Below are 26,967 nucleotides of genomic sequence, written 5' to 3'. Positions count from 1 at the left end.
TTTCAAAGTACTATCAGATAACACTAGCTGTCCGTTCGTTTATTCAGTGGGTTAATACGGTTCCTACACAGGTGATCGATCGGTTATGCTTATAATTCAAATTCTTTTACAGGTTTTATATAGATAAAAATATTCCAGTTGCTCAATTTAGAGCGATGGAGCTTAAAGCAATCTCAAAAGTGGAAACAGATGATATATTTTTACCTAGATTTATGCGAGCTAAGATGCAATTGCTTGAACCGCAATTGATAGGAGCATTTGGGGAAGGAGATTTTATACCTGCCATCATGTTTTCCGAAAACAATTTATCATTTTATGTAAGTGATGATATAGATTACAAAAAAATGAGTATTCACATGGGGATAGAAGAAACCTCAGACTACTATTTAAAGGCTCAACAAAAATCTAAGGAACGATTGTTTTATTCTATGTTTGACGGAAATTGTTATACTGCTATAAAAGAAGAATTTAGTAATAGGTATTTATATAATAGTTCAGTAGAACAAGGTTTTGGATGTTTTATTGAAACAAAAAATAGAAAAGTTATTGAAATTGTTACTGAGAAATTCGATTCTGGTGAAGAAGTAGATATATTATTTAATAGTTTTGATTCGGTTTCATATTGGTTAGAGCAATACTATTCAATAAATGAACTTCCAGAAAATCATGTGATATATTTGCGCATAGAAGAAGATTTAGAAAAATATTATTTAGCGGATGAAGTTAATAATGAAGAACAAGAACCTGTAATAAATGTAAGAAAGACAGAAAATGTTATTATATGGAATATTACTTCACAAATTTATCAAAAAATGGGAATGGCAAAAACAAGTAGCTATGAACGAAAGCTCATTAGTGAACTCATTGATACTCTCGAAACTTCTGATTTGGATGTTTTAGATCGAATATTTTATCCTGAATATAAGAAAAAAATGACTGGGTTGCTTCTTGATGATAATGGAAAACTTAGAGTTCCTACTCATGGATTTCAACTTTTAAAAATTAGTGAGTACGAGACGAATCAGTTGTTGGATGAATTGGGAGAATACTTGAAGGAACAAGGCTATTCTTATGGTGCGATTCCTAAAAAGGACAATCCACAATTTTGTAATAAAATAGTTGGTTTTTTGTATTCTATTTTAGAAAAAGAAGCAAATATATTCAATAAAAATCAATTGTTAAAATTTTTGATAGCTCAAATTGAAACACTTCTTCCTGTACAATTAAGAGGAGAATCCTCCTACAATAACGATATAGCTCTTTCAGTTCAAGAAAAAGATCGTTTTTTTGAGCAATTAAATGAAAATAATAGAAATTCAATAGCAACAAAATTTTTGTTAGAATATGTAGTTGCATCACCAATTACTGGAAAGAAAAATATAGGAATGTGGGAGATTGAGCGACTTTTAGCAATATGCTCATTAATAATCGAATGGGCACATCGGAGCGACTATTTTAAATATAACTTTGTAGATACAACAATAAATTTTCTACAATCAAATAGGATCGGTATTAAGAAGAAAGACTTTAAAAATGTAAATTCAGCAATGTTAGCTTCTAGAAATCTTCAGTTGGAAAACTCTAATCTATCTATTTCGGAGAACAGAAGATATGTTGAAAGAGTGGAGCAGCTTTTTGAGTCTAAGCTAGATGGTGCATTTATTGAAGCATTTGGATATTCTTATGAAGAGTTCAATTTGGTGATAGGAGGTTTAATAGATACACATAATAATCTAGAGAAAATAGTATGGATTGAAGAGGAAGATGAGTTAGTTCACAAAATATTTAACGATTTAGACAAAAAAATTAGTGAGATTAAAATAGTGTCAGTATTAGATTCTATTACTCTTTTAGAAAGAGAAAAATATTTAACTCCACCAAAAGGATTTGAAAAACTGGATATTTTTCCTTGGAGATTTAATCGACGACTATCATTTATTAGGCGACCTTTGATAAAATATAGTAATAGGTATATATTCGGGGTTAGGAATGTCATATATGCTCAAAAATATTTAATGCGGCTAATTTGGGGCGGGCGTTTAAAAACCAATAGTCAAAAAATGAAAGATGTTATGTCTAAGTTACGAAATATACTAGGAGATGAATTTAATGATCAAGTAAAAAATATACTCGGAACTTACTCTGATTTACAAGTAATAAAAGGTGTATCTAAGATTGGGAAGCAACGTATTTCTGATGAAAAGAACAATACTTTGGGTGATATAGATATTCTTGCTATTAATCAAAATCATAAAAAACTATTTGTTATTGAAACAAAAGACTTCAGTTTTTCAAGAAATCCATATAAACTAGCAATGGAACAAGAAAAAGTTTTTACAGGAGATAAGGCATTCTTAACTAAGCATTTAAAAAGAAGCGACTGGATTCGTAAAAATTTAGGATGTGTGATTGATAGCTATGGATTAGAAGCTGGGGATTGGAAAGTTGTTACTATATTTGTTGTTTCCGAGCAATTGATGACAAAAGATTTGCTAGATACCAAAGGAGTCAAATTCATTTCATTAAAAGAATTAAATTGTAACTTGTTTAAATAAATACTGATTTTGGTTCATATATTTTTTAGTATTTTAGCTTTAAAAGTTTCAAACACTTTCAAAATGACTGTTTTGAAATGAAGTCAAGAAAAATAAGAACAAAAAAATTCCCTGCCAAGTATTATCTTAGCAGGGTTTTATTTTGGTAGGGAAAATGGTAGGGAACCATATCATTTTTAATGAAAATCAAGCATTTCATAAGTTGAAAAACGTTGATTTATCGGCATTCCCCATCCTTATTATGTTGGCTCTTTATTCCCACTCAAAAATAAACAAGTTTCGCATAGTAGGAAATAGCTGATTTAACAGCATTTCAAACAGTTTGAAGCATTTTAAAGTGAGTACGTTTTTCTAGGACTGTTATCAAAGTGTTATCACAGATTTAAAGTTTTTTTCGTTTGTTAACTATGAGTGAGATTATCGTTAATAATAATAGACTGGCGATAGAAAAATAGAGAACGGCATTACTCCATAATATATGTTCTGATTGCCAACGATTACTTTCTAGTAGTACATCTTGAATATTAAAATACCCGACTGGCAAGTATTGAATTATACTGTCTGGAATAGCAGACCCTAACATATTGTAGTCTGAAAAGGCTAACAAGACACCAAAAATGAGAATGATAAAGATAAAATTTGTTGAAAATAGATTAACTAAGTATATTGTTAATGAGATAAAGAAGGTTAGCAATAACATTAAGATAAAGAATTTCATTAAAAATTCTATTGCTGGCATATGGGTATAAATATTTTGAAAGCTAGTATAAAAAATAGGATATTCTAGATTTCCTAACGTATTAATTGTAGTTACCACACCTATTGATATTGCTAAAGATACTATTAGCGAAACAATTACGTAACTTGAATTTGCGAAAATAGAGTTGAAACTAACTTTCCAAACTTTTATGGGTAGGATATTCAGTATATCAATAGAACCTTTCTTTTTATTGCTTGTATAGATATATGCAAAGATTATCACAATAAAAATTAGGAATATTGTTGATGGAATAATTTCTATTAATCTCAAAAATCGATTAACAGCTGGGATAGTCGATTGGAAACTATCAATTCTGGTAATATTTTGAGTCTGAAAAGTTTCTAGCTGATATATCCGTTTTGTTTGTTCACCGATATCAAGACCGGATAGCGTTCCACTCAAAATGCGATCTTTCATCAATTGTTCATATTCTAATTCGGATTCTATTAATAAAGAATACGAGTTCTTATCGTAGGCATTCAGAATATTTTCTAAAGCTTTGTTACTTCTTAGTACAGCTTCATAAGTATGGTTTGCTTCGGGGATATCTTTCAAATCTAATGCTGAATTTTCCCCAGCAATCAACTGATTTTTCAATTCTTGATACATATGTTCCTTACTAAAAGAGTTGCTAGGAGAAATCATGGTAGGAAAGATAAATAATATGAAGAACCCGATAAGTACTATTAATAATCGAGGATTATTAAATAAACGCTTAAATTCAAATTTCATAAGAGCCTCCGTTGAATAGAGTATGGTATGTTTCTGAAATGTCTGAGTCAGCTGTTGAGATACATAGTTCTTTTTTTTCGTGGAGAAACACCACTTTATTACATATAGCTTCAATGTTAAACAGGTTATGAGAAGAAAAAAATATGATCTTTCCTTTTTTACTTTGCTCAATGAAAAAAGTATTTATGATAGAAATACTTGTAGGGTCTAGCCCGTTTAAAGGTTCATCTAAAAGAAGAATGTCACAATTACTAATCAAGTACATTGAAAGAATGACATGTTGCTTCATACCCAAGGAAAGTTCATTTATCTTTTTGTCTAAATAATTTTCTGTTTCGAATAATTTGACTGCTTCGTTCAAAGTGATGGGAGATTTCCAGTACTCTTTTATTAAGAGTAAATGATCTTTTACAGTTAAGTCATCAAATAAATTTGAGGTACTTTCTACATAGAAAATTTTTTTTAGAAACTGCTCTCTATTATCCAAAATAGAGTTTTTTTCTATTTCTATAGTTCCACTACGTAAAGGTTTAAGTCCTGCTATAGCCCTCAAAAGAGTAGTTTTTCCAGAACCATTAGGAGCAACAAAACCAACAATATCTCCAGCAAATAATTGAAGATTAAAGTTGTTAATAACAATTTTTTTTGAGTAATTTATCGATACATTATTTAGATTTATCATATTTTATCTTCTTTCTGTTTACATAATAAGTTTTATAATATTATATACTAGGAAGTTAAAAAAATGAATAAGGAGTTGGTTTTTTTGAAGAAAATTTTAGCAATGAGTTTCATTTTGGTATCTTTATTTATAGGTAATTCAAGTGTTGAAGCTTCAGAAACTGAAGGTTTTGGTTCTGAACAAAAAGCTATTGAGTCTAGTGTAGTTGATAATCCATATCTAAATCAATATGATAAGGAGATGTTATCTCAAGGAGCGATTCTAAATAGAGCGAGAGCTATTAGCGTTAGAGTGGAGGACTTCTTTTTTCAGGACAATGCAATTTTTGGTGGATGGAGTCCACTATACGGGTTCACTTATAGAAGTTTGATTTGTAGAAATGGATATAGCTATAGTCATTGGTATGTATACAATTCATGGTGGACTTGGTCTGGTGGCGGAAAAGATGTGTATCAATTCAAAAAAGTATATAACGTTTGGTAATAAATTATCTCTTTAAGACTTCCTAAACAGAAAAGTGGCCTTTACTAATAAAGTAGGGTGACTTTTCTATTTTTATAGAATTTTATTGCTTTTTCTCAATATATTTCAAGTCTTGAACAAGTTTGTGGATTTCACTAATCTTTTCACTAGAAGGAAGAATACTCTCAATTTTTGGTGCATAAGTAATATAAGGTAATTTATCCTCATAAATGTCTTCTTGGTCTATATATCCCTTACTATAATCTTCCTCGAATTTCTTTTGATCCAATACCTTTGTTTCAGTAAAAATAGTTTCCAAGTATTTAAGAGAAGAGGCTAGAGTATTGAGTTCATCCCTCATTTGAGGGGGAGGTAGTACAGACGAAAGATTCGAATATACTTCATTTTCATCAAGTTCAAATACCCACTCTAATCTTTTTACACTATTTGACAGGGGAATGATTTCTTCAAATGACTCATTAGGATTTCCGTACGAATCGTGCAAGTCAGTAAAGAAGATAAAAAGCTTGCATATGAACTATTGATAAATAAAAACTATTATTATCAGTATGATTATGTAATTATTTCTAATATGATCCATCATTTCTCTTTAAAGGAGGCTGATTTGATTATATTGAAATCATTCCCATTAAAAGATGAGATAAATAGAGATGAAAAAAACTAAAAAGTTTGCTTACAATGTAATGATAAACATCATTACAAAACGAATTTATGACAATAATTTAGATTATGCGGAAAAATATTTAGAATTAGCGAAAAAACAGGATGGCTTTTCTAACAACTATAGTTATAGGCTAGATATTGAATAGTTGACGAACTTATTAAAACTCGTTGTAACTGGCGAACCTGAATATTATAATAGTGTACTGAAATTTATAGAGATTTTTAAATTGATTGGCGATCATAAATATGCAGAACGATTGAACAAAGAATTGAAATCATTAACTTATGATAAGGGAAGTTTGAATGAAGGTTTTCCTGTAGGTTTGATAAAAGAGAGATAGAGAGGAGGAAATATTATTCAGTTATTAGAAATTAAGCCGTTACTATCTGACATGAGAAAAAATGGAGAAACACTTGATAAATTCCGATTTGTCTATAACAAAGTAACTTTTGAGGTTATTTTCTTTATTGATAGTACCCCGTTTGAATTATTGTTTGGAGTAATTGACGAAAACTATAGTTTTATTTTGGAGTTGAAACCTGGCTTTCAATTAGAATCACTTCCTGATGACGTATTTTACAAATTATGTGATATTTTGAAATTAAGACCAAGTAAGGAAGGATTAACTTCTTACAAATTTTTGCAATATTTTGCGAAAAAAATACCATCTAGTTATAGTGGAGCAAGAGTACAACCTCATGAAGTAGCCCAATATAAAAAAAGTGATGTGCCAGAAGCGGACAAAAAATATTTTTGTGGATGGAAAATATTTAGAAGTAGTAGTCCAAAGAATGCTAGAAATTTTGAGAAAACTAGAGAGCATTTAGGAGAATCAATTTATAAGTTTTGTAAAGAACATAGTATAAGTTCTTGTTGGACTAATCTTCCAGAAAAAAGAAAAGATTACTATTCTCCCCAAAGTTATTTAGCGAAAAAAGTGAATCACTAGTAATCGTTTTGTAGACCATTTGGTAGCACTTGATTTTTTGTAAAGAAATGGTCTGTATTTCTTTATGAAAAATCAAGTGCTACCAAACGGAAGTGCGGTAGTTTGTAGTTATTAATATAAAAAAGTTACTTAAATAAATCTTTTCTCAAAACATCTATCATTAAACTGAAGGATGTTTCATCTTTTTGTTCAATAAAGATCATCGTTTGTTTGATAACTTTGGGATTATTAGTAATGAGCTGTAATTTTGGAATAGACATCTTTAAGTCGTTCACTGCGTTCTTAATACGTTCTTGTTCTGAAAGTTCTGCTATATTGTATCTTGCTACACCTAAAGAAAATTTAGCTTCTTTTGGATAAAGTGCAATCTGAGCGAAAGTAATAATTGATTCATAAACCCTCTGTTTTTCTTCAAATATATATTTTTTTCTATCTTTGAAGGGGTCAAAAAATAAAGTTGATAAAATAAGGGTAAATATAGATGAACTCAAAATGCTAATTAATATAGTGAATATGCTAGTACTGTCCAAATTGAGTACCTCCTTTTTGAGTTTATAAAATATGTTTTAAAAGTACACGATTACATTATACCAGAATAGTGAACAATAAATTGTATAAATTCGGCAAGCTAATTATTCATAAGTACCCTCTGGAAAATCCTTTTATCATTATAGTATAATGGTATTTAATTTATATTTTTTAATGGGAGTTAAAATAATGGATGAGAGAACAAATAATGAAAAAATAGCAAAGCAGGAAACTGTAAATATTAAGTTGAGTTTTTCAAAGGATACAAAAATAATCAATCAAAGATGGTATAAAAAAATGGATATTAGAAAATTTTTAAAATCAATTTTCTCACGACTACTTACAATTATTTTGACTTTAGTATTTGCAGTACCTGCTACATATCATATTCAAGAGTTGTTAAAAATAAACAAAGAAGAGATTACTTATAAAGTAGACTTTGATGCAAAATATATATCTGAGAATGAAATTGAACTTGAAGGATGGTATGGAGAAGAGTATAAATATTCGTTTGGTACGACATTAAATTTAAATATTAGTTCTGGATCATTACAATATGCGTATTTAGTTTATACAAAACACGATAATGAAGAAATATCTAGGACAGATTTCCATAAACTAGATTTTGATCTTCAATCAAATTTGAATGCATGTTCTCTTCTGGATATAACGATTAGGGGAGTTAGTGACGAAAAGATATTAACAAATGCTGAAATATCTACAGAGCTTTCCTATGGTTCAATGGAACAAAATAAAGTAAAAGATATCTATTTACTTACTATAGACAATCAAAATAATTCTAGTGTTGTATTATTTACTGTGCAAGGTACCCATGTTTCACAGCAGCTATCAGGAAATGGACATAGCATTTTAAGCACAATTAATCCAACTCCTTTTCAATCTCCTGTAAAATTTGAACAAATAAACTCTTTTGATTTCTTAGATGTGGAAGTTCCAAATAGTATTTCAGAATCTTTTGTTAAAAATAAAAAACAGATAGTATCTATTTGTTCTGATTTTACATCTTTTAAGTAATTGATATTTAGTTTTGAGTATTATGAAGTCCGATAAGAATAATATAAACTGTTATCAAAGTGTTATCACAAGAAAAGAAAAAGCCCTGAGAATCCCTATAAATAAGGACTTTCAAGGCTTTTTGTCTCATTCCCACTCTGTAATGATAGATGTTGGTTAGGCGAGAAACAAGCGATATGAAAGGATTTAGTGTCCTTTCAATTTTTTTGATTTAATTGGTTATAGTCGGGTTGGTTGCAAAATGGTTGCTTACATTAAACAATATAAACAGTTTTAAATCTCCTATTTCCCATTCGGCTTTTATTCCAAAGGTATTGATTTCCATTCAGTTTCGGATACAGCATGATAGATGCCAATTAGAGTAAGTTCTTTATTAGAAGTTTTAATTATATTGATTTGAAATGGAAAATTAGGGATGGTTGGGTCAGAAATACCAATTATCCAGCCGTTGGATTTTATTGTAGGACTTTGAAGGCAGTTTTCTAAGAAACCATTTGTTGTTATTCCATGAAATGGTGCTATTACTTCTGCCTCATCTTGCTCATTTGACAGAGCAACTAAAAAAAGAGACTTTGGTTCCATATAATATTTTGCTTTAATATTAATTGTTAAAGTATTGTCAATTAATGCTGTATGAGCTACTAAATTAGAAAACTCTGTTTTTTCATTTACATAGGTGTTTTTCTTCTCAATTACGTTACTTGCTTGGGTAAGAGTTACTTCTAATCCGTCAGTAAACAAATCCAAAAATAAAGTTTGGGTTAGAATTACAGGTATAATTGAACCATCAAGTCTAACAGGAATTAGTTTCACGTCAGATCGAGCAGAAAGCATTATTGCATTTTGCCATTCCATAGTAACCATTTTACTTTCAAGACTGTTTTTTGATATAAAGAAAAAGAAAAACTTACATCTTTCCAAACCTGCATTCATTTTATCAATAATTCCTTCTCCAGGTTGAATAGACCATGAATCATAGAAAACATTTTCTTGACCATAAGTCTCGCTTAAGCGAACAGCAAATTGTTCCACAATTGGTTTATCTTTATAATTATGAGAAATAAAAATCAATGAAATCATCCTCTCTTACTACAGGCATTAAATCTAGTTTAAGCATATCATGAAATCTGTTTTCCGGAAATAGTCAAAAATTTTATGGGATGAAACCTTAAATGTTTAAATCCCATAATGTTTATTCTATTTTCCTGCTAGATTATGTTATCTGCTAAATTAAGAAATTAGCAATCCATTTCCCTAGAATGTAAAGTAATTGGACTAATACATAAAAAAATTGACATATGGAAATAGTTAGAACTATCGTAATTGCTGAGATAGCAAAAAATATGAGTATTTTATTTCTTTTTATGCTTCTCATATGGAGTTTAAGTTCTTTTAAGTCTTCTTCACTAGGATCAAATAGATCAAAATTAAAAAATATTTCCTGTTTACAATGAGAGTGTATATGTCTTGTGTATAGCCTTACTTTTTCTTTAAACCAGTACAAATTAAATGGAGTTGAAAAAGGTCCTATTTTTTTATCAAGTAATCTAAAATAAGACAAAATCCATGCAGAGTTTCTAAAAAATCTTTTAGATTTGAATATCTTATTTTCTATCTTATTATTTTCAAAGGTCGCATTATATACTTGTATCTCGAAAAAGTTCCATTTAGAAGTAGAAGGGATAGTTTGAAATTTCTTTTTTGTTTTTGGATTTAAATCCGTTTCATTAAATGAAATCTCTACTAATTTTTCGTAGTGTACATCACGGTCAATCTTATAGAAAATAGCTTTTCCATCAATGGAAATAAGCTCCTCATCACTTTTATTCAGTAAATAAAGGTCCATTTCAAAAACATTATTAGTTTTGTTATATATTTCATCTATAGCAAGGAATTGAATGTTTTGTAAAATATCTGAATAATGCTTATCTGGACCTTTATACTTTTCATAATATTCACGCATGTTTCTATTAGATATTCTGTCACTATAAATTGCTATTGAGATAAGGACAATAAAGAAAAGTAAACCAATAATAGAAAATGGATAGTCTATAAATAACTTTAAAGTGGTATATATTGGTTCAAAAAAATAGATAAATAATGATATTAAGCAGACAATGAGCACGATTTTAAAAATCTTCTTATGTAATACTTCTTTAAGTGAATTGAAAATGAGCATATACTACCCCCTGTTAATATATTTCAAGCAAAAAAAGTTGGAATTTCTTTGATTAGATTTTCCCGTATTTTAGACGCTAACATTACTTAATTCAGAATAGTCCATCAGATTTCATAGAATCATATTCTTTTTTTACCTTTGCCAATGGAGCTGGGAGGCTCATTTCAGTATGCAACTTATCTAGTTGTTGTATAATATCTTCTTTTAAAATTTTGTAAGATTCTTCCTTTGATAAGTTTAGATAGCTGTGAGTTTTAGGATCGGCTACTTGATTAATTAGATGGAGTAATTCCTCAAACTCAACTAATTTTTCGTTTGAGTTCTCTTTAGCAAAAGATAAATATTTAGTCCCTAAATTGAAAAAGTTATAGGATTGTGAAATGTCGTGTTTAATATTAGGACGTTCTTCTTCGTAGGTTAAGGCTAAATTTTCTAACTGCTTTTCAAAAAAATCTATTCCTCTTTTATATAAATCATTAATTTCTAACCCTCCAAGTTCACTCAATTTCTTTAGACGTTTGGGACTAGGGACAGAAACACCACGTTCCCATCTGCTAATAATACTTGCTGAAGGTTTAGGAGAATCAAATTCTTGTGAAAATTCTTCTAAGGTTAGCCCCTTCTTTAAACGAATATCACGAATGTTTCTTCCTAGTTGCTTATCTCTATAGTTAGGTTCTTTCATCTGTTATCCTCCTAATAGTCTATCACTTATTTCTTATTTACCATTATAACACAATCAAAGCTTTTTTTCGTAAATTGACGCAAAAGTACTTGACGTATTTTTACGTAAAGGTTATTATTAGTTTGTCGTAATGACGCAAAATGACGTTTGGAGAGAGGTGGAAATATAAACTCAGAAGAGATGGTTTCAAAAATTGATGGTTTAAACAGCGTATCTACATTTCATCGCTGGCGAAAGTTTGCGGAGGAATTATGTAATGTGAAATTTCAACAAAAAACAATTCAAATAGGAAAAACAACCTATACGAAAATCTATGAATTTTCTGAATCAGATGTTGAAAAATTTCGTCAAGTTTCTGATTTGAGAAATCGAGGACGACCTATAAAGGAAGCTGTTGTTGAAGCTTTTGAAAAACAAGTTATGAAAAATGAAAAAGAAGTAGAGAACAAATTGATCCTTGACAAGTTAATAAAATTCATTAAGAAAATGAATGAGCAGGTAGACGATCTAACCGCCAAAATGACTGACATGAATCGGCAGATGATCTTAGTTAGGCGTGAAAACTACCAGTTAAAAGAGCGTATCATTGAGTTAGAGAATGGGAAGCTAGATAAGCCTTTTTCGAGAAAGAAATCTTGACAGATTTCCCTTTCAACTGACGATTTTGTCAACAAAGACAAAAATCGGCAGATTGGAAGTAGGAAAGATGGCAAGAAGAGCGAAGCGAGAAATCAGTGCTTACTAATAGCACTGTAACATTATGCTTTGCTTCTTATGAAACATCTTATTTAACAAGGTTTATGGCACGTCTAACCATGCGCAAAATTGTTGATGAAAGGAATGTATAATTGAAGATAAGCCAGAAAAATGTAACGGCTAAAATTGATTGGCTACAAATTATTTTTTATCATTGTTCAATTGAAGAACTGTTGGAATCTCTTTTAAAAATTGAAAAGCAATGTTTTTTAGTAGAGAAAGCTCAAATTCGGCACAAGGAGTATGATGTTTGCTATTCCTATGGTTCTTTAAGGATATATACGTTTGAATTTCCTCTTAATGATGAAACAGAATGTTATTTGGTTTTTAGTGGAGATGCTTGTAGTTTGTATGAAAGGCTGCTTATTTCATTAGAAAGTAGTTGGATCATATTTTTTCAACAGCTTGTATTACAGTTTAATCAACGTTTTAAAGTCAAACGTTTAGATATTGCGCTTGATGATCGAAATGAACAGCCTTATTTTAAGGTCGAGCAACTGATTAAGCTGTGTAAGAAAAAAAGATATGAGTCTAGAAAACGAAAATTTCATGTAACTGAGAGTAATGTAGTTGGAACAAAAACCAGTAAAACACTCTATATTGGGAAGCGAACGTCAGATATTATGTTTCGGATATACGATAAAGATTTAGAAACAGCCCAAAAGGAAAAAAGAGCAGTTCAAGAAATTGGCTCTTGGAAACGTCTTGAAGTGGAATTTAAGCGAGAAGTAGCTCATTCGGTAGTCGAATTGATTTCACAAGACAATCAATCACTAGAAGTATTAATACGTGGATTTGTTAAACAAGAACTAACTTTCTATTTAGACGATAATCATACAAGAATTCCTCGATTCTGGAAACGCTACTTAGGAAATGTTGCTCCATTAAACATACCAAGAAAATATGAGATTAGAGGGTTGAAAGACACGGAACAATGGTTTTTGTTTGGAGGTGGTTTATCTACGTTGAAAGCTTTTGATTTTTTGGCTAAGAATGATGCTCTAGGGTATTTACAGAATTTAGCACAGGAGGTAGAGGAAGCAGAAGTATCTCGATCTTTAACAAAAAAGATTGTCGATCATTTGGTTGATATCGGACGAGAGGATTTAATAGAATCAGTCTATTTAATGACAAAAAAAGAGAACTTAAGAAAGGATAAGATTATCCAGTCTCAAGCTCCACTTTAAACTTCGCAATTTAAAGTATAGCACAGATTGGGTAATCAATAAAGAGAAGTTGGAGGAAGATTATTGATTACAATTACAAAAAAAGAGTTGATTGAGTTAGGTTTTGGACCAAGCCAGTCAGCAGAAATCATTAGAAAAGCTAAGGCTTTAATGGTAACTAAAGGTTGTTTATATTATACAAGTAAACGCTTAGGAAGAGTGCCTGTAACAGCGGTTGAAGAACTTTTGGGTATAAAGCTATCTCAATACGAGGAAGTGAAGCAGCATGCCTAAAATTTCAAATATCTATCAAGATAAAAAGTCTGGGAAATGGTATTATGTCGCAAATTTAGGATTTGATGAAGAGGGAAAAAGAGTTCGTAAATGGGGACGGGGTTTCACTACTCAGAAAGAAGCCAAGATTGCTTATGACGAGTATATGAACGATTTTTCGAAAAGTGCTATCCGCAAAAATAGCACCATGACCTATAAAAAATTCTTTGATGAATATTTTTTACCAGACTATAAGCAACGAGTGAGGAAGCGAACATATGATAACCGGCTTTCTTCAATGGATAAGCATTTGAATTACTTTAGTCGGTACAAACTATCTGATATTAGTGCGCCTATTATAAAGAAATGGCAGAATCAGTTATCAAAAGAGTATTCAAGTGCATACATTCGAAATATTTATGGCTTGTTTCAAATGAGTTTAGATTTAGCGGTCAAACTAGGTCTAGTTGCGAATAACACAGCTAAAATTGTTGGAAATGTAAAAAAACAAAAGCAAAAAATTGAATTTTGGACATTAGATGAATTTCAAAAAGTTATAGCTACATTTGATACTATTGATTATTATGAATTTTACACGTATACCAGTATCTATTTTTTGTTCATGACAGGTTTAAGATTAGGAGAGGCTCAGGCTTTGGAATGGAAGGATTTGGATTTAGCAAGGGAGACAGTTCGTATTGAAAAATCTATGTTCTATAAAAATGCACAAGAATTTTATTGTACTGAGCCTAAAACAAGAGCAAGTATTCGGACGATTGCCTTAGATGATGATTTGATGACGCTCTTAAAAGAATGGAAGGAAAAACAAGATAATAATGGTGGTTCCAAATATGTTTTGTCCTATAATGGACTGCCAACAAATAAACACACCTTACGCCATGTAATTAAACGTCATTCGGAATTGGCTAATGTTCATAAAATCAAAATTCATGCTTTAAGACATTCACATGCAAGTTTGCTTATTTCATTAGGAATCAATGCTTTAGACGTAAGAGATCGTTTAGGACATGAGGATATCGAGACGACTCTAGGAACTTATGGACATCTTTACCCTCATACCAACCGAGAAGTTGCTAATAAACTGACAGGAATTGTCATTCAGCGGAAGAATGAAGTACGTAGAGAAAAGAAATTCTCTGGAAATCAATATATTAAGAAAGTAGGAAAATAATATGCCGGAAATGAAGATGAAAGACTTTGATTTAGTTAATCAACTAGGTAAGGATTTACAATTAGTAGAAGTTACACCCAAAATTAAATATGAAATGAATGAAAGAACAGGAAGAAATGAACGGACTGGAGAAATTGATGGATACACGTATGAAGTATTAATGAAAGATAAACGATATAAAAGTATTCGTGTAACGGTGTTGGGAGAGAAGCCGATTATTACACAATCGGAAATTGATAAAATCGAAGAAGTAAAAGTTCAATTTGAAAATTTAGTTGTGAATCCTTATGTATCAAATAAGTTCATTGCGTTATCTTTCAAAGCAGATAACATGAAAGTTTTAAAATAGAATAATAGTAGATCAGAATAGTACCTAACTAATGGTATTGTTCTGATCTACTTCTTTTTGTTTGGATAAGCTTGTTTGTAGTCTGTTAAGTCCACGAGATAATCAATGCTGGTAGAATAAAAGGTAGCTAATGTTATTAAAGATGGAATAGGAATTTCCAAATCTCCTGTTTCATATCGAGAATAAGTTGTTTGACTGACATTTAAAAGCTTGGCTACCTGTTCTTGGCTTAAGTCAGTATCTTCACGTAAGTCGCGAATTCGATAATACATAAAATCACCTCAAAAGTAATTTTACGTTATGCGCTTTTTGCATATTGATTTCTATGCGAAAATCGCATAGAATAAAAATAAGAACTATGCTCTGGGATAAGGTCGTTTTTCGTTTGTTAGATTAAGTAGGTAGTCGATACTAGTAGAGTAATGGTTAGCTAAATTTATCAAAGATTGACTAGGAATGTCTAACTTACCTGTTTCATACCGAGAATAAGTTGTTTGGCTGACATTTAGAAGTTTGGCTACTTGTTCTTGGCTCAAATCAGCATCTTCACGTAGATCACGAATTCGATAATACATAAAATCACCTCAGGGCAATTTTATAGTATGCGTTTTTCGCATGTTTATTTCTATGCAAAAATCGCATAAAAATATTTGGAGGTATGAATAATGAAAAGCATAATAACTAAAAATAACCAACCGATCAAAGAAATTACTCAACAGGATATTCACGAATTAAAAGACTGCTTAGAGCAACTAGCTTCGTGGCAAGAGCCACTAAAGTTACTAAATAAATTTTTCGAAAATCAAGCAATTCCATTGAACAAGAAAAAAATTATGAGGGAGTTCCACTCACAAGCTAGAATTTTCAATACATTTCATGAAAACTTTTTATTTAGTACAAATTCATTAAAGAAGAAGATTGATAACCTAGGGGAGAAAGAGAAGATAAATATTTCTAAATAGGATAATAAATTCTATTGTTAACGGAGGCTGGGAATAAGAATTATTCTTGGTCTTTTTGTGTTAAAATAATATTTATTGAGTACTATTATTTTAGGAGGCTGTTTCATGAAAGCGGGAGAAAATGTTGAGTTTAATCAATCAAAATTTTTTAAATTCATCAGAGAACTAGGGAGTGGTGGAACGGGTGTAACTAATCTGTTTAAAGATGAGACTACAGATACTTTGTTTGCAATAAAAAAATATCAACCATCTAAAAGTAATTCAGAGTATGAGGAAGATTTTTATCTTAGATTTGTAGATGAAATAAAAATACTATTTCAATTATCTCACCCAAACATTGTAAGGGTTTATAATTATTACTTGTATCCTCAGTATACTTTAGGCTATCTTCAAATGGAGTATATTGAAGGAGTACCCATAGATGAATATGTAGATAATAATATTGTTGATCTTAATCAATTATTTCGAAGTGTTATAGATGCTTTTGTTTGTTTAGAAGATAATAATATTTTGCACAGAGACATACGACCTGCAAATATAATGGTTGATAATGACGGTCAAATTAAAGTGATCGATTTTGGTTTTAGTAAGATTTTAGATAGTGATAATTCGGAAAATAGTATTTATTTAAATTGGCCAGCGACAGAATTTCCAAATGAAGTTATAAACTCCAATGAATATACAAGTCAAACAGAAATATATTTTCTTGGTTATCTTTTTAGAAAGTTGATTCAATTAGATAGCAATGAAGATTTTAAGTTCTCCAATGTTTTAGAAAAAATGTGTGAAGTTGATAGCAAAAATAGATATGAGAATTTTGAAAATATTTCTGCAGATATCGCAAAAGGTGTCCTTTCAAACATGAGTTTTACAGAAGAGGAAAAAAATATATATTTAAATATGGCAGAGTCTTTGATGGGAATAATCATTAGATTTTATGGAAAATTCACTCCTGCTATAGAGGTAAATAAAGTGTTGAATGATTTGGAAATCGTGCTTAAAAGCAGTATTCTAGAAGATTTTATTCAAAATAATGATTTATTAGTAGAGGCTTTTGTAGATAATTCTTATACTTGCTCTAGTAATCACTATATTCGAGTAAGTACTGTTGAAAAGTTTTATAGAATGTTTTTAAATAGTGATTATCAAAAGAAGAAAATTATTTTAGAAAATCTAAAAATGCGTTTAAGCAAGATTGATATCAGAAAGGATCCATTTGATTTTAGTGATGATGATTTGCCTTTTTAGACAGGCTTATTGGTTGCAAAATGGTTGCAAAAAATAAAAAATAACCGTGAAACTCTTTAGTATCAAAGGGTTCACGGTTTCTTTAATTATTCCCACTCCACCGTTGCCGGCGGTTTGCTCGTAATATCATACACGATTCGGTTTACGTGGTCGACTTCGTTTACGATACGTACAGAGATCTTTTGCAGTACATCCCATGGAATACGGGCAAAGTCTGCGGTCATTCCATCGATTGAAGTTACTGCACGAATACCGACTGTGTAATCGTAGGTTCTTCCGTCACCCATTACACCGACGCTGCGGATGCCCGGCAGAACAGTAAAGTATTGCCAAATGTCTCGGTCTAAGCCGGCACTGGCGATTTCTTCACGAAGGATTGCATCCGATTCGCGAATAATTTCCAGTTTTTCTTCAGTAATTTCCCCCAGCACACGGATACCAAGTCCTGGTCCTGGGAATGGCTGCCGCCAAACGATATTGTCAGGCATTCCAAGCTCTGTTCCAAGTGCGCGTACTTCATCTTTAAATAATGTATTTAATGGTTCAATTAATTCAAATTGCATGTCTTCTGGCAGACCGCCCACATTGTGGTGGGATTTAATGGTTTGAGCTGTTTCAGTGCCGCTTTCAATCACATCTGTATAAAGTGTTCCTTGTGCAAGGAAGTCAATGCCTTTCAGTTTGGTTGCTTCATCATCAAAGACATAGACAAATTCGTTTCCGATAATTTTACGTTTTTCTTCCGGATCGGCAACGCCTGCCAGCTTATCCAGAAAGCGTTTCTGTGCGTTAACACGGATGATGTTTAAGCCGAATTTTCCTCCCAGCATATCCATGACCTGATCACCTTCGCCTTTACGAAGCAGTCCGTGATCTACAAAGATACAAGTTAGCTGATCACCGATTGCTTTTTGCAGAAGCACGCCGACAACGCTTGAATCCACGCCTCCGGAAAGTGCTAACAATACTTTGCGGTTACCGACTTTTTCACGAACCTTTGCAATCTCCATTTCAATGAAGTTTTCCATTGACCAGTCGCCTGAACAGTGACATACATCAAATGCAAAGCGGCGAAGCAGATCATTTCCATATTCAGAATGACGGACTTCCGGGTGAAACTGTACACCGTAAAAATTCCGGCTTGTATCCTGAATGGAAGCAATTGGACAGTCTTTACTTGTGGCAACCAGTTCAAAACCAGTTGGCAGCTCAGTCACTAAATCGCCATGACTCATCCAAACCGTCTGTGGTGAAGGCAGGCCGTTAAATAATACAGCGTCTTTTGCAGTCACTTCTAATTCAGCTTTTCCGTACTCACGATTTTTTGCTGATTCAACTTTTCCGTCCAGACAATAAGTCATCAGCTGCATGCCGTAACAAATTCCTAAAACGGGAATGCCCAGTTCAAGAATTTCCGGATCAATGCGGAATGCATCCTTATCATACACACTGTTGGGACCGCCTGATAGAATAATTCCTTTTGGTGCAATTTCTTTAACCTCTGCAGCAGTTACACGATGGCTCAATAATTCTGAAAACACACCGAATTCACGGATTCGGCGGGTGATTAACTGATTATACTGGCTGCCATAGTCCAATACAATAATTTTTTCAACGTCTGTCATTTCGGCAACGTTTGTCACATTTATTACCCCTATCTATTAGAATTTTATATAAAGAGAAGTGATATAGAGGAAGCCGGCAATTCTGCTGCTAAACTGCCAGCGAAGAGCCTGCACCAGTAAATCAGGAAGGCTGAGGCCTATAGTTGCCGCAGTTGCTTCATTCTCTCTAAATGCAAAGTGTTGTTCATTGTTCTAGAAGAAAACTGGAGTGTTACATCCTCAGTATTTTCTCAAATAGATCTCATCAATGATATGCTTCTCTTTTTTATGGAGTATGATATCAGCTCTTCCTCTGGTAGGCAAGATGTATTCTTCAAGGTTTTTCAAATTGACACTTTTCCAGACACCTCGAGCCATCTCAAAAGCATCTTTTCGATCGCCGATTGCATACTGATAGTAATAGTTGTTCGGATCTAGAAAAGCTGTATCCAGCAAGGCGCCAAAGCGTTCCAGATACCATTGCTCAATCAGTCTGGGTTCTGCATCCACAAAAACAGAAAAGTCAAAAAAGTCACTGACATAGATCTGTTGGTTCGCGGGAAGCTGCAAGGTATTAATCCCTTCCACAATCAAAATATCCGGCTGACAGATGATTTCATATTCACCTTCGATAATATCATAAACACTGTGAGAATAGATAGGAACATGAATATCGTCTTCGCCATTTTTTATTTGATTTAGAAATGTAATTAGTTTTTCCATGTCATAGCTCTCAGGAAATCCTTTTCGATCCATGATTCCGCGTTCTTCCAATACCCTGTTTGGATAAAGAAAACCGTCAGTTGTAATCAGCTGAACATTTCGCCGCTTAAAAATACGTGTTAAAATCGTCTGCAGCAGCCGGGCAGTTGTGCTTTTTCCAACAGCGACACTTCCTGCAATTCCAATAATAAAAGGAGGCACAGGAACATATCTATGCAAAAATAATCCCTTACTCAGTGTCAGAGATTCAAATTCTTTCATGTGAAGGTGGATCAGATGGGTTAGAGGGACGTAAATATCTTCAACATCTTTTAATGAAATCTGATCATTAAACCCTTTAATGTTATCCAATTCTTCTTCAGTCAGCGGGGCTTCTCCATTTCGGTAGAATCCCTGCCATTCCTCGCGGGGAATACGATAGTAATTCATTTTTTCATCCATTAGATCCTCCAACGATAGTGACATGCTTTACTTTGCCTATTTTAACATAATTCTATAGCTGCTACACAGTAATTACGGAAAAGAAATGTTTGTTGGGCAAAAGTTTTTTCAAATGGTATGATTAAGGAACGGACAGGAAAAAGCAAAGAAATGAAAGAGCTTTTGAAAGCTACTTTTTCGCAATGCCTAAATAAGGAAATCAGCAAGAAAACCATCGAGTTTCAATCCTCGAAAACGATTGAAAAAAATCCGACAGATACAGAAGAGGTGGACATTTTATGGCAAAACTTGTATTGTTTGGTGACAGTATCACAGCTGGCTTCTTTGATGAACCCGCTTCGCCGATCTTGACTAATTTGGTGAAAGAAGGACTGGAGGCCCAGAAGATTATGGATATAGCAATTATTAACGCCGGGATTCCGGGAGATACGACAAGTGGCGGCTTGAAACGCATGGAAAAAGATGTGCTCAGTAAAGAGCCGGATATGGTTACTATTTTCTTCGGAGCAAATGATTGTTCTGATAGTCGTCCGATTGATGTACAGGAGTATGGCGAAAATTTGTCTCAGATGATCAACAGTATTGGAAAGGAAAAAGTGGTTTTATTTACACCGCCATTTGTTGATTCAGCAAGACAGCCGGACAGACAGGCTGAGGAAATTCGCCGGTTTGTGGCGAAAGCAAAGGAAATTGGTGAGCAGCAGGAAGTACCTGTAGTTGATATATACCATGCGATGACGGTTTATCCCGGAACAGATGAATTTTTACAACCGGATGGATTGCACTTTTCAGAGGTGGGCTATGAATTTCTGGCTGCTTTAATTGTTCGTGAAATAAAAGGAAAACGGGTAAAATAATTTAGAGAAATCAGCGCCATTTTCTATCTTACTTATGCAGATTGCATTTTAAGGGAGAAGATTGCTTCAGATTAAATAATATCAGGCGGGACGGTAGTTGTTGTCTCGACTTTTCAGTAAAGGAACGAAGTGAAATGACAAATCATTATTATACAGAAAATCCAGATAGTGCACATGAATTAGACGAATGGTCTTTTGAGCTGGCAGGACGAAATTTTCATTTTATCACTGACAGCGGTGTATTTTCCCGCAAAGGTGTGGATTATGGTTCACGAGTACTGATTGACTCTTTTAACTGGCAGGAACTCCCGGAAGGGAAAATCTTGGATGTTGGCTGCGGCTATGGTCCGATTGGTCTGGCTTTAGCTTATGCCTCCGGGCGATTTGTTGAAATGGTTGATATCAATCAGCGTGCGGTTTCGCTGGCTGTTGAAAATGCAGCAAAGAATCAGATTGAGATAGTTGATATTCATCCTTCAAATATTTATGAAACGCTTCATGACAAGCAGTATGCAGCGATTGTCAGCAATCCCCCCATCCGAGCCGGAAAGCAGGTGGTTCATACAATCTTAAGTGAAGCAGAGCCATTATTGACTCCAGGCGGTACATTAACTGTGGTGATTCAAAAGAAACAAGGAGCACCGAGTGCTCAGAAGAAAATGAATGAAATTTTTGGTAATGTAGAGATCGTTTCGAAGGATAAAGGGTATTACATTTTAAAGAGTGTGAAGGAACAGTAAAACTGGGGCAGCAGGGGGTGTGACATATTTATTTTACACTCCCTAAAATTGAATAAACGGAGCTTCAGTCTTTATATGCTCTGAGATTAGCTATCTCCTGCTAGGTTCTGAATACTTCCACATTCATCCAGCAACCTCTTAGCGATGAACACAATTGTTTGCCCCTGTATTTCCCTCAGAGCGTTGCATATCATCCTGTCAGCTTGTTTTCTACTATAGAAAAGTCTTGTATCTACGAGTCTCACTACACAACACCACACTACACAACACTACACAACACTACACTTCGTTTCGATCTCATCAATTTCTAAATAGCAAAGCCATTAAGAATTGAAGGACTTCGTTTCGATTGCATCAATTTCTAAATGGCAAAGCCACTAAGAATTGAAGGACCTTGTTCGATTCTCGATACAAACACGTCTATTTGAAAAAGCATTGCCAACCTGAGACAAGTAATAACCTTCTATTTCCTCCGATTAGTCAAGGAGAAAATAATAAATACTTGAAAAAACTTGGCAGTTCCATTATGTCACTCGTCTATCAAATAAAGGACACCTCAAATAAGCCAGATATAAGACTCATTTTTTTATCTGGTCTGTGGTATAATCTAGCTATAAGGATTCGTCCTTATTGGTCGTTGGAGGCCGTATACGCATAAGCGTATCTTGTATGATTCCTAGTCATGGAATGCATACATTTCAGAAGCTTGTTCATGCAGGCAACTGTGGCAACCTTTTCCTTTTTGGGAATAGGTTGCTTTTTTAATTTGTAATAATAATCAACGAAGTGGTTGGAGGCAGCGTGTTGTTGGCGAATCATATTTCAAATGGTAAAATAGAGAATTTTCCACCCCTTTGGATTCCCTCTTTTACTTATGTGATCTATATATGCTGAAAACCATTGGAAATAAATGCTAAGTTAAAATTTATTATTCTTTTCTCACAAAAGTATTCATTTGAAAAAAAATTCGAGATATTCCTATATTTCAACTATGCTATACTTTTTAAAGGAAGAGGGTGTAAAAAGACGATCAAATTTTTTTATTGTTGGTGGAATATTTGAGGGTTTACCTTTTTTCAAAAAAATAAAAAAGGAAAGATGTAGAATGAAAAAAATTATTTTGGCGCTCTTGTTATCTGCTGTTGTTTTAGGGGCATGCGACAATGGGAAAAAAGAAACGAAAGAGTCGTCCTCGCAGACGTCAACTGAAGAGGTGTCCAATTCAAGTTCAATTGAAGAATCAACGACAGAATCAAGCAGCATTAAAAAGAATAGTTCAAGTACATCTAAATTGTCAGAACGGGCAGAAATGATGGAGGAATATTTGGGAGCAGATACTGCCGAGTTATTGTATTCTCAGACCAAGCCTGTGACAGTTGAGATAGAAGACTTGACTCTTTCTATTGATGAATATGATTTGGTTGAATTTACTGATTTTGATTCGGACTTTGAAATTCCATTTGGAGGTCAGACAGTAAGAGGAGCAGTTATGCTGGCGACGATATCTATTACAAATAACAGTGATAAAACATTATATTATCCAACTGTACCAGATCTGACATTTACAGGTGCAACAAAAGCTTACACTAATAATCGGACAGTTGTCGAAGATTCTGATGATAACTATGGTGCAATATCTGTGAAAAGTAAAGGAGAGGTTGGTGCCGGCGAAACAGTGACCGCCACATTAAACTACATTTTTGATGAAAATGCTTTGGACACTATTAGTGATTTAGGTATAGTCACAATGAATGTGCCAAGAGGGTTTACAAAGGCCGAGTCATTCTCTGCTGAGGATAGTGTCGGAACGAATCAGAAAATTCAATTAACAGTAACTGCAGATGGAGAAGATACAGCTAGTGCGAATTCATCTTTCTTGCAGGATAAAGCAAGTACAGATGACATGGGAACAAAAACTTTGGATAAAGAGAAGAAAGCTATCGGTAAAACTGAAAGTGTTGACGGGATTGATGCAACGCTGTCAGAATACCAGTTTACATTCTTTGAGCCAAATGAAATGGAAGCGGCTCGTTTCAGTAATTTTGAAAATGGAGTTGTACTGCTGACAGTGAAATTTGATGTAGACAATCAGGGAGAGAAGCCTATTTCTATGAGCAGCACTTCAGCTGTACTGACAGTGAATAACGGTTCTCAGAGAATTCTCAGTGAAGGCATGCTGCTAAGCTATACTACTCAAACAATAGAACCAGGAGAGCAAAAAGAGCTTTTACAGGTGTTTGCTATGGACCAGGAGCAGTATGAAAAGATTTGGCGTGAGAAGGATTTTGGTCTTAAACTAAATCTGGTGAACAGTGAAGATTTCAAACGATCCTCTGTTGAGTTTGATCTTCCAAAATAAGCAATAAATCTTTAAAAATCAAATACAAAAAGAAATGACTGAGTTTTAGTAAAAGTTAGGATGAGTAAGTGATCATCTGCTTTTCAGAAATTCAGTTGTTTTTTTGTTTAAATCTCCAACTTTTCTTTGGTAAAACCAGAAGCAGTCCCTCTAACATAAATATCATAAATCTGTCCGCTATTCTGAGTAATCAATGTTCTAATTTCAGAAGACATTCTCATTGAGCAGCCCTGCTCAAAAATTATATTTTTCGATGAATGGCTGTTCAGGGAGTCAAATAGTATTACAAATAACAAACTAATGCAACATTTCCAGTAACACTCTTCCCGGGAATATCAAACAGTGGCACACAGTTTTGACAATGAACGGTAGAAGATTATAGGGAAAACACATGATAACTCGTAACCTGATACTTTCTACTTATCTCAGTAACTTTATCACAATCTGGATTAAACGGGTCTAAATCCACCAATGTTTTGACAGGAAGACCAACGTCCCTCGAGTTTGTAGACTGGAAGATACGGCGAGAAAATGTTGGAAGATGTATTTTTTGCAATTCAGAGTGTCTAAAAAAGCTGAGAAGGAAAAGGAATAAAAAAAGCAGTTAGAGGAGTGTATATTCTTTTATCGAATAGTAAATATACTTAGATCTTGAATGTCTGGATTCTGTTTTCAGAACTTGATGAAATAACTGGTTAACATTCTACTATATAATAGAAGGAAAAAATACGAACCTTAGCTAGTGAATTAGGCATAAATTTTTTCAGTAATACTGGCAGCAGCAGGAACTTAAAGAAGAAAAAATAGTTTAGAAGAAAAAATATAAAGAATGGTCTTATATTTATATCGTTTGTTTGTTATATTTATATAATAAATGAATGAAAAACATGAAGTGAGTAGAAAAAGGAAAAGAATATTCGAGATAATTTATCTTTATTATTTCAAAAACATGTGAAAAAGAGACATCGATTGATGTCTTGGTAGGCTTGCTTATTGTTGATGTAAATAACTGTTAGAAAGGAACCGGATTTTTCGTCATTTTATAGAAATGAGGAATTTTATCTTAAAAATCTAAAAATTATTTCGTTTTTTTTGCTTCTTTACATATTCTAGCGGAGTGAATCGTTAGAGTCAATATTTTATCTATCGTTTTTTTATCATTTTTTTCTGTTTTTTTAACAAAAGACGTAGAGATAAAAAAAGAACGGAATTTAATTTCAGGAATGAACCAAATGATGGTGTAAAAAAGTATGGAAATAACAAAATACATACGTTTAAGACGTTCATTCTTTAGCCGTCAAAAAATCCGTCAAAAAAGGAATAGCGAAGGAGAAATTTAAATGCCTAAAAAAGGTGAAAATATTTATAAAAGAAAAGATGGTCGTTGGGAGGGACGTTATATTAAGGCTCGTGTTGATAATAAGGCTAAGTATGGCTATGTTTACGGAAGAAAATACTCTGATGTCAAGGAAAAGTTAACCATACTAAAGGCAAATCACTTGCATGTTAGAAAAAGTTTCAACCTTTATTATGTGACTTTTGGTGATTGGATCTGCCAGTGGATGAATGAGGAAGTAAAGAAGAGCGTAAAACCGACGACCTATTCCAAATATCTTCATTTAGTTCATCGCTTTATCTTGCCTGAATTAGGTGATTTACGACTACACAAAATAGATAAAAATACGCTGCAAAATTTTATTTATGTTCTCCAAAGCAAACCACTTGCGGCGAGTTCTATCAAAAATATTTTTATTCTTGTCAAAAAAGCACTAATACAAGCAGAAGCAGCAGGAAATATTTCTAAAAATCCTGCAACTGCAGTTGTCTTGCCAAAGGGTCAAGCTAAGCGTGTACGGTCTTTATCTGTAAAAGAGCAAAGGGCATTGGAAATGCAGGCTTTTCAAGAGAAAGGGTGTTCAGCAGTAATACTGGCTCTTTATACAGGAATGCGGATTGGTGAAATCAGTGGATTGACATGGTCAGACATTGATTTTGAAGAAAATTTAGTTTACGTGAATCGAACAATTTCTCGAATTACGGATATGGATTCAAGTGAGAAAAGAACTAAATTATTTGTTGGAACCCCCAAGACAAGCCAGTCTTCAAGAATAATTCCTCTTCCAGCGAATTTAAGAAGATATCTTTTAGAAAAAAGAATGGAAGAGCAGGGTGAGTATTTAATTTCTTGTCGAGGAAAACTGGCAGAACCGAGAGTCATTGGTTATCGCTTCAGTAAGCTTTTGAAAGAAGCGAAATTACCTGCTATTCCATTTCATGCACTTAGGCATACCTTTGCAACAAGGTGTTTGGAGCAGGGAGTTGATATTGCTAGTTTAAGTCGTCTTTTAGGGCATGCCTCAATAAAAATGACACTGGATACTTACACAGATTCTATGATGGAAAAGCGCATTTCAGCTATGGATGAGCTGGATCGTACCTTACACTATCAATGTAAATAAATGCTTATAAAAAAAGAGGGGATAACAAAAGTGTTTATCGCTGAGAACCAAGTAGATAACATGAATCATCTGCTCCTGCGGTTACTCGTCGCAATTAAGTTCGTACAAGTGCTCCTGCGGTTACTCGTCGCAATTAAGTTCGTACAAGTGCTCCTGCGGTTACTCGTCGCATATCTTAGGTGGGCATAAAAGACATGTCAACGCTTTTTCAAACAGACGCATTTGTATTGAGAATCGAACAAGGTCCTTCAATTCTTAGTGGCTTTGCCATTTAGAAATTGATGAGATCAAAACGAAGTCCTTCAATTCTTAATGGCTTTGCCGTTTAGAAATTGATGAGATCGAAACGAAGTGTAGTGTTGTGTTGTGAGACTCGTAGATACAAGACTTTTCTGTATTAGAAAATAATCTTAAAGAATGTTATACAATGCTCTGAAGGGAATAAGTTTGTTAGAATTTATTTCATGTACAAAGAGATAGCCATATATGAAATGATGTTCTCATGAATACTTTTAAATAGGAGAGAGCTAACCACAGAAGTATACAAAGACTGGGACACCGTTTATCCGGTTTTAGGAGGCTGCGA

General features: G+C 33.1%; 27 protein-coding genes and 1 pseudogene. 16 read left to right on the top strand and 12 right to left on the bottom strand.

Going from position 1 to position 26,967, the window contains the following annotated elements:
• The first annotated feature begins 155 nt into the window (after window positions 1–155).
• On the top strand, window positions 156–2,555 hold the full coding sequence (locus tag IW492_RS13925) for a hypothetical protein (RefSeq protein WP_236671925.1): 2,400 nt from the start codon (window positions 156–158) through the stop codon (window positions 2,553–2,555).
• A 382-nt stretch (window positions 2,556–2,937) separates the two neighbouring features.
• On the opposite strand, the gene IW492_RS13920 is transcribed toward IW492_RS13925, so the two are convergent.
• Both IW492_RS13920 and IW492_RS13915 read right to left on the bottom strand, forming a co-directional pair.
• Complete coding sequence (locus tag IW492_RS13920) at window positions 2,938–4,047, bottom strand: hypothetical protein (protein ID WP_202068288.1); 1,110 nt, start codon at window positions 4,045–4,047, stop codon at window positions 2,938–2,940.
• Complete coding sequence (locus tag IW492_RS13915; protein ID WP_202068286.1) at window positions 4,037–4,729, bottom strand: ATP-binding cassette domain-containing protein; 693 nt, start codon at window positions 4,727–4,729, stop codon at window positions 4,037–4,039. Before IW492_RS13915 ends, IW492_RS13920 begins: the two co-directional genes overlap by 11 nt.
• 63 nt (window positions 4,730–4,792) lie before the next feature.
• On the opposite strand from IW492_RS13915, the gene IW492_RS13910 reads away from it, so the two are divergent.
• Window positions 4,793–5,212 (top strand): hypothetical protein, encoded by a 420-nt coding sequence (locus IW492_RS13910; RefSeq protein ID WP_202068284.1) that lies wholly within the window; start codon window positions 4,793–4,795, stop codon window positions 5,210–5,212.
• A gap of 82 nt (window positions 5,213–5,294) precedes the next feature.
• Here the strand turns inward: IW492_RS13910 and IW492_RS13905 are convergent, their stop codons facing one another.
• The gene (locus IW492_RS13905) at window positions 5,295–5,480 is read right to left on the bottom strand and encodes a hypothetical protein (RefSeq protein ID WP_202068282.1); all 186 of its coding nucleotides are present in this window, start codon (window positions 5,478–5,480) and stop codon (window positions 5,295–5,297) included.
• A gap of 382 nt (window positions 5,481–5,862) precedes the next feature.
• Between IW492_RS13905 and IW492_RS13900 the strand changes: the two genes are divergently transcribed.
• Window positions 5,863–6,021, top strand: a complete 159-nt coding sequence (locus IW492_RS13900; RefSeq protein WP_202068280.1) for a hypothetical protein — start codon at window positions 5,863–5,865, stop codon at window positions 6,019–6,021.
• Between the two features lie 207 nt (window positions 6,022–6,228).
• Window positions 6,229–6,825, top strand: a complete 597-nt coding sequence (locus tag IW492_RS13895) for a DUF6037 family protein (RefSeq protein ID WP_324254778.1) — start codon at window positions 6,229–6,231, stop codon at window positions 6,823–6,825.
• 125 nt (window positions 6,826–6,950) lie between these two features.
• Here IW492_RS13895 and IW492_RS13890 read toward each other — a convergent pair whose 3' ends face one another.
• Window positions 6,951–7,355, bottom strand: coding sequence for a hypothetical protein (locus tag IW492_RS13890; RefSeq protein ID WP_202068276.1), 405 nt, complete (start codon window positions 7,353–7,355; stop codon window positions 6,951–6,953).
• 187 nt (window positions 7,356–7,542) lie between these two features.
• On the opposite strand from IW492_RS13890, the gene IW492_RS13885 reads away from it, so the two are divergent.
• On the top strand, window positions 7,543–8,388 hold the full coding sequence (locus IW492_RS13885; protein WP_202068274.1) for a hypothetical protein: 846 nt from the start codon (window positions 7,543–7,545) through the stop codon (window positions 8,386–8,388).
• A 300-nt stretch (window positions 8,389–8,688) separates the two neighbouring features.
• On the opposite strand, the gene IW492_RS13880 is transcribed toward IW492_RS13885, so the two are convergent.
• The 3 genes from IW492_RS13880 to IW492_RS13870 all read right to left on the bottom strand — a co-directional run bounded on the left by IW492_RS13880 (window position 8,689) and on the right by IW492_RS13870 (window position 11,252).
• On the bottom strand, window positions 8,689–9,459 hold the full coding sequence (locus IW492_RS13880) for a toll/interleukin-1 receptor domain-containing protein (RefSeq protein ID WP_202068272.1): 771 nt from the start codon (window positions 9,457–9,459) through the stop codon (window positions 8,689–8,691).
• Window positions 9,460–9,613: 154 nt separating this feature from the next.
• Window positions 9,614–10,567, bottom strand: coding sequence for a hypothetical protein (locus IW492_RS13875; protein WP_202068270.1), 954 nt, complete (start codon window positions 10,565–10,567; stop codon window positions 9,614–9,616).
• 91 nt (window positions 10,568–10,658) lie between these two features.
• On the bottom strand, window positions 10,659–11,252 hold the full coding sequence (locus tag IW492_RS13870; RefSeq protein ID WP_202068268.1) for a helix-turn-helix domain-containing protein: 594 nt from the start codon (window positions 11,250–11,252) through the stop codon (window positions 10,659–10,661).
• A 258-nt stretch (window positions 11,253–11,510) separates the two neighbouring features.
• On the opposite strand from IW492_RS13870, the gene IW492_RS13865 reads away from it, so the two are divergent.
• The 5 genes from IW492_RS13865 to IW492_RS13845 all read left to right on the top strand — a co-directional run bounded on the left by IW492_RS13865 (window position 11,511) and on the right by IW492_RS13845 (window position 14,988).
• Window positions 11,511–11,891, top strand: a complete 381-nt coding sequence (locus IW492_RS13865) for a hypothetical protein (RefSeq protein ID WP_236671924.1) — start codon at window positions 11,511–11,513, stop codon at window positions 11,889–11,891.
• Between the two features lie 209 nt (window positions 11,892–12,100).
• Complete coding sequence (locus tag IW492_RS13860) at window positions 12,101–13,195, top strand: replication initiation factor domain-containing protein (protein ID WP_202068264.1); 1,095 nt, start codon at window positions 12,101–12,103, stop codon at window positions 13,193–13,195.
• A 63-nt stretch (window positions 13,196–13,258) separates the two neighbouring features.
• A complete protein-coding gene (locus IW492_RS13855; protein WP_075492210.1) occupies window positions 13,259–13,468 on the top strand; it encodes a DUF3173 domain-containing protein in 210 nt (69 codons plus the stop codon).
• A complete protein-coding gene (locus IW492_RS13850; RefSeq protein ID WP_202068261.1) occupies window positions 13,461–14,639 on the top strand; it encodes a tyrosine-type recombinase/integrase in 1,179 nt (392 codons plus the stop codon). Before IW492_RS13855 ends, IW492_RS13850 begins: the two co-directional genes overlap by 8 nt.
• 1 nt (window position 14,640) lies before the next feature.
• Window positions 14,641–14,988 carry a hypothetical protein gene (locus IW492_RS13845; protein ID WP_202068259.1) on the top strand — a complete coding sequence of 116 codons (348 nt, stop codon included), beginning with the start codon at window positions 14,641–14,643 and terminating at the stop codon, window positions 14,986–14,988.
• Between the two features lie 47 nt (window positions 14,989–15,035).
• On the opposite strand, the gene IW492_RS13840 is transcribed toward IW492_RS13845, so the two are convergent.
• Together IW492_RS13840 and IW492_RS13835 are read right to left on the bottom strand one after the other, a co-directional pair.
• On the bottom strand, window positions 15,036–15,260 hold the full coding sequence (locus tag IW492_RS13840) for a helix-turn-helix domain-containing protein (RefSeq protein WP_202068257.1): 225 nt from the start codon (window positions 15,258–15,260) through the stop codon (window positions 15,036–15,038).
• An 84-nt stretch (window positions 15,261–15,344) separates the two neighbouring features.
• On the bottom strand, window positions 15,345–15,563 hold the full coding sequence (locus tag IW492_RS13835) for a helix-turn-helix domain-containing protein (RefSeq protein WP_202068255.1): 219 nt from the start codon (window positions 15,561–15,563) through the stop codon (window positions 15,345–15,347).
• A 90-nt stretch (window positions 15,564–15,653) separates the two neighbouring features.
• Here IW492_RS13835 and IW492_RS13830 point away from each other — a divergent pair, with 90 nt between their 5' ends.
• Complete coding sequence (locus IW492_RS13830; RefSeq protein ID WP_202068253.1) at window positions 15,654–15,950, top strand: hypothetical protein; 297 nt, start codon at window positions 15,654–15,656, stop codon at window positions 15,948–15,950.
• Window positions 15,951–16,055: 105 nt separating this feature from the next.
• A complete protein-coding gene (locus IW492_RS13825) occupies window positions 16,056–17,198 on the top strand; it encodes a protein kinase family protein (protein WP_202068251.1) in 1,143 nt (380 codons plus the stop codon).
• Window positions 17,199–17,284: 86 nt separating this feature from the next.
• Here the strand turns inward: IW492_RS13825 and guaA are convergent, their stop codons facing one another.
• A complete protein-coding gene (gene guaA, locus IW492_RS13820; RefSeq protein WP_202068249.1) occupies window positions 17,285–18,841 on the bottom strand; it encodes a glutamine-hydrolyzing GMP synthase in 1,557 nt (518 codons plus the stop codon).
• Between the two features lie 201 nt (window positions 18,842–19,042).
• Complete coding sequence (gene coaA, locus IW492_RS13815; RefSeq protein ID WP_202068247.1) at window positions 19,043–19,966, bottom strand: type I pantothenate kinase; 924 nt, start codon at window positions 19,964–19,966, stop codon at window positions 19,043–19,045.
• 278 nt (window positions 19,967–20,244) lie between these two features.
• Between coaA and IW492_RS13810 the strand changes: the two genes are divergently transcribed.
• Together IW492_RS13810 and IW492_RS13805 are read left to right on the top strand one after the other, a co-directional pair.
• A complete protein-coding gene (locus tag IW492_RS13810; RefSeq protein ID WP_202068245.1) occupies window positions 20,245–20,823 on the top strand; it encodes a GDSL-type esterase/lipase family protein in 579 nt (192 codons plus the stop codon).
• Between the two features lie 134 nt (window positions 20,824–20,957).
• Window positions 20,958–21,563, top strand: a complete 606-nt coding sequence (locus tag IW492_RS13805) for a class I SAM-dependent methyltransferase (protein ID WP_202068244.1) — start codon at window positions 20,958–20,960, stop codon at window positions 21,561–21,563.
• Window positions 21,564–22,190: 627 nt separating this feature from the next.
• Here the strand turns inward: IW492_RS13805 and IW492_RS18130 are convergent.
• Window positions 22,191–22,445: pseudogene (locus IW492_RS18130) on the bottom strand (IS110 family transposase); the annotation flags it as partial.
• A gap of 223 nt (window positions 22,446–22,668) precedes the next feature.
• On the opposite strand from IW492_RS18130, the gene IW492_RS13800 reads away from it, so the two are divergent.
• The gene (locus tag IW492_RS13800) at window positions 22,669–23,922 is read left to right on the top strand and encodes a DUF5068 domain-containing protein (protein ID WP_202068243.1); all 1,254 of its coding nucleotides are present in this window, start codon (window positions 22,669–22,671) and stop codon (window positions 23,920–23,922) included.
• Between the two features lie 1,340 nt (window positions 23,923–25,262).
• The gene (locus IW492_RS13795; RefSeq protein WP_202068242.1) at window positions 25,263–26,381 is read left to right on the top strand and encodes a tyrosine-type recombinase/integrase; all 1,119 of its coding nucleotides are present in this window, start codon (window positions 25,263–25,265) and stop codon (window positions 26,379–26,381) included.
• Window positions 26,382–26,967 lie beyond the last annotated feature (586 nt).

Origin of the sequence: Enterococcus sp. BWB1-3 (genome assembly GCF_016745275.1) — a bacterium.
Taxonomy (GTDB): domain Bacteria; phylum Bacillota; class Bacilli; order Lactobacillales; family Enterococcaceae; genus Enterococcus_L.
Note: the sequence above shows the minus strand (reverse complement) of the source record. Positions and strands in the feature narration are given on the sequence as shown.

Bases quoted from the DNA above. Each gene is read 5' to 3' on its own strand.
- IW492_RS13925 (WP_236671925.1), top strand. From the start codon at position 156: ATGGAGCTTAAAGCAATCTCAAAAGTGGAAACAGATGATATATTTTTA.
- IW492_RS13920 (WP_202068288.1), bottom strand. From the start codon at position 4,047: ATGAAATTTGAATTTAAGCGTTTATTTAATAATCCTCGATTATTAATA.
- IW492_RS13915 (WP_202068286.1), bottom strand. From the start codon at position 4,729: ATGATAAATCTAAATAATGTATCGATAAATTACTCAAAAAAAATTGTT.
- IW492_RS13910 (WP_202068284.1), top strand. From the start codon at position 4,793: ATGAATAAGGAGTTGGTTTTTTTGAAGAAAATTTTAGCAATGAGTTTC.
- IW492_RS13900 (WP_202068280.1), top strand. From the start codon at position 5,863: ATGAAAAAAACTAAAAAGTTTGCTTACAATGTAATGATAAACATCATT.
- IW492_RS13885 (WP_202068274.1), top strand. From the start codon at position 7,543: ATGGATGAGAGAACAAATAATGAAAAAATAGCAAAGCAGGAAACTGTA.
- IW492_RS13875 (WP_202068270.1), bottom strand. From the start codon at position 10,567: ATGCTCATTTTCAATTCACTTAAAGAAGTATTACATAAGAAGATTTTT.
- IW492_RS13870 (WP_202068268.1), bottom strand. From the start codon at position 11,252: ATGAAAGAACCTAACTATAGAGATAAGCAACTAGGAAGAAACATTCGT.
- IW492_RS13850 (WP_202068261.1), top strand. From the start codon at position 13,461: ATGCCTAAAATTTCAAATATCTATCAAGATAAAAAGTCTGGGAAATGG.
- IW492_RS13845 (WP_202068259.1), top strand. From the start codon at position 14,641: ATGCCGGAAATGAAGATGAAAGACTTTGATTTAGTTAATCAACTAGGT.
- IW492_RS13840 (WP_202068257.1), bottom strand. From the start codon at position 15,260: ATGTATTATCGAATTCGCGACTTACGTGAAGATACTGACTTAAGCCAA.
- IW492_RS13835 (WP_202068255.1), bottom strand. From the start codon at position 15,563: ATGTATTATCGAATTCGTGATCTACGTGAAGATGCTGATTTGAGCCAA.
- IW492_RS13830 (WP_202068253.1), top strand. From the start codon at position 15,654: ATGAAAAGCATAATAACTAAAAATAACCAACCGATCAAAGAAATTACT.
- IW492_RS13825 (WP_202068251.1), top strand. From the start codon at position 16,056: ATGAAAGCGGGAGAAAATGTTGAGTTTAATCAATCAAAATTTTTTAAA.
- coaA (WP_202068247.1), bottom strand. From the start codon at position 19,966: ATGGATGAAAAAATGAATTACTATCGTATTCCCCGCGAGGAATGGCAG.
- IW492_RS13810 (WP_202068245.1), top strand. From the start codon at position 20,245: ATGGCAAAACTTGTATTGTTTGGTGACAGTATCACAGCTGGCTTCTTT.
- IW492_RS13805 (WP_202068244.1), top strand. From the start codon at position 20,958: ATGACAAATCATTATTATACAGAAAATCCAGATAGTGCACATGAATTA.
- IW492_RS13800 (WP_202068243.1), top strand. From the start codon at position 22,669: ATGAAAAAAATTATTTTGGCGCTCTTGTTATCTGCTGTTGTTTTAGGG.
- IW492_RS13795 (WP_202068242.1), top strand. From the start codon at position 25,263: ATGCCTAAAAAAGGTGAAAATATTTATAAAAGAAAAGATGGTCGTTGG.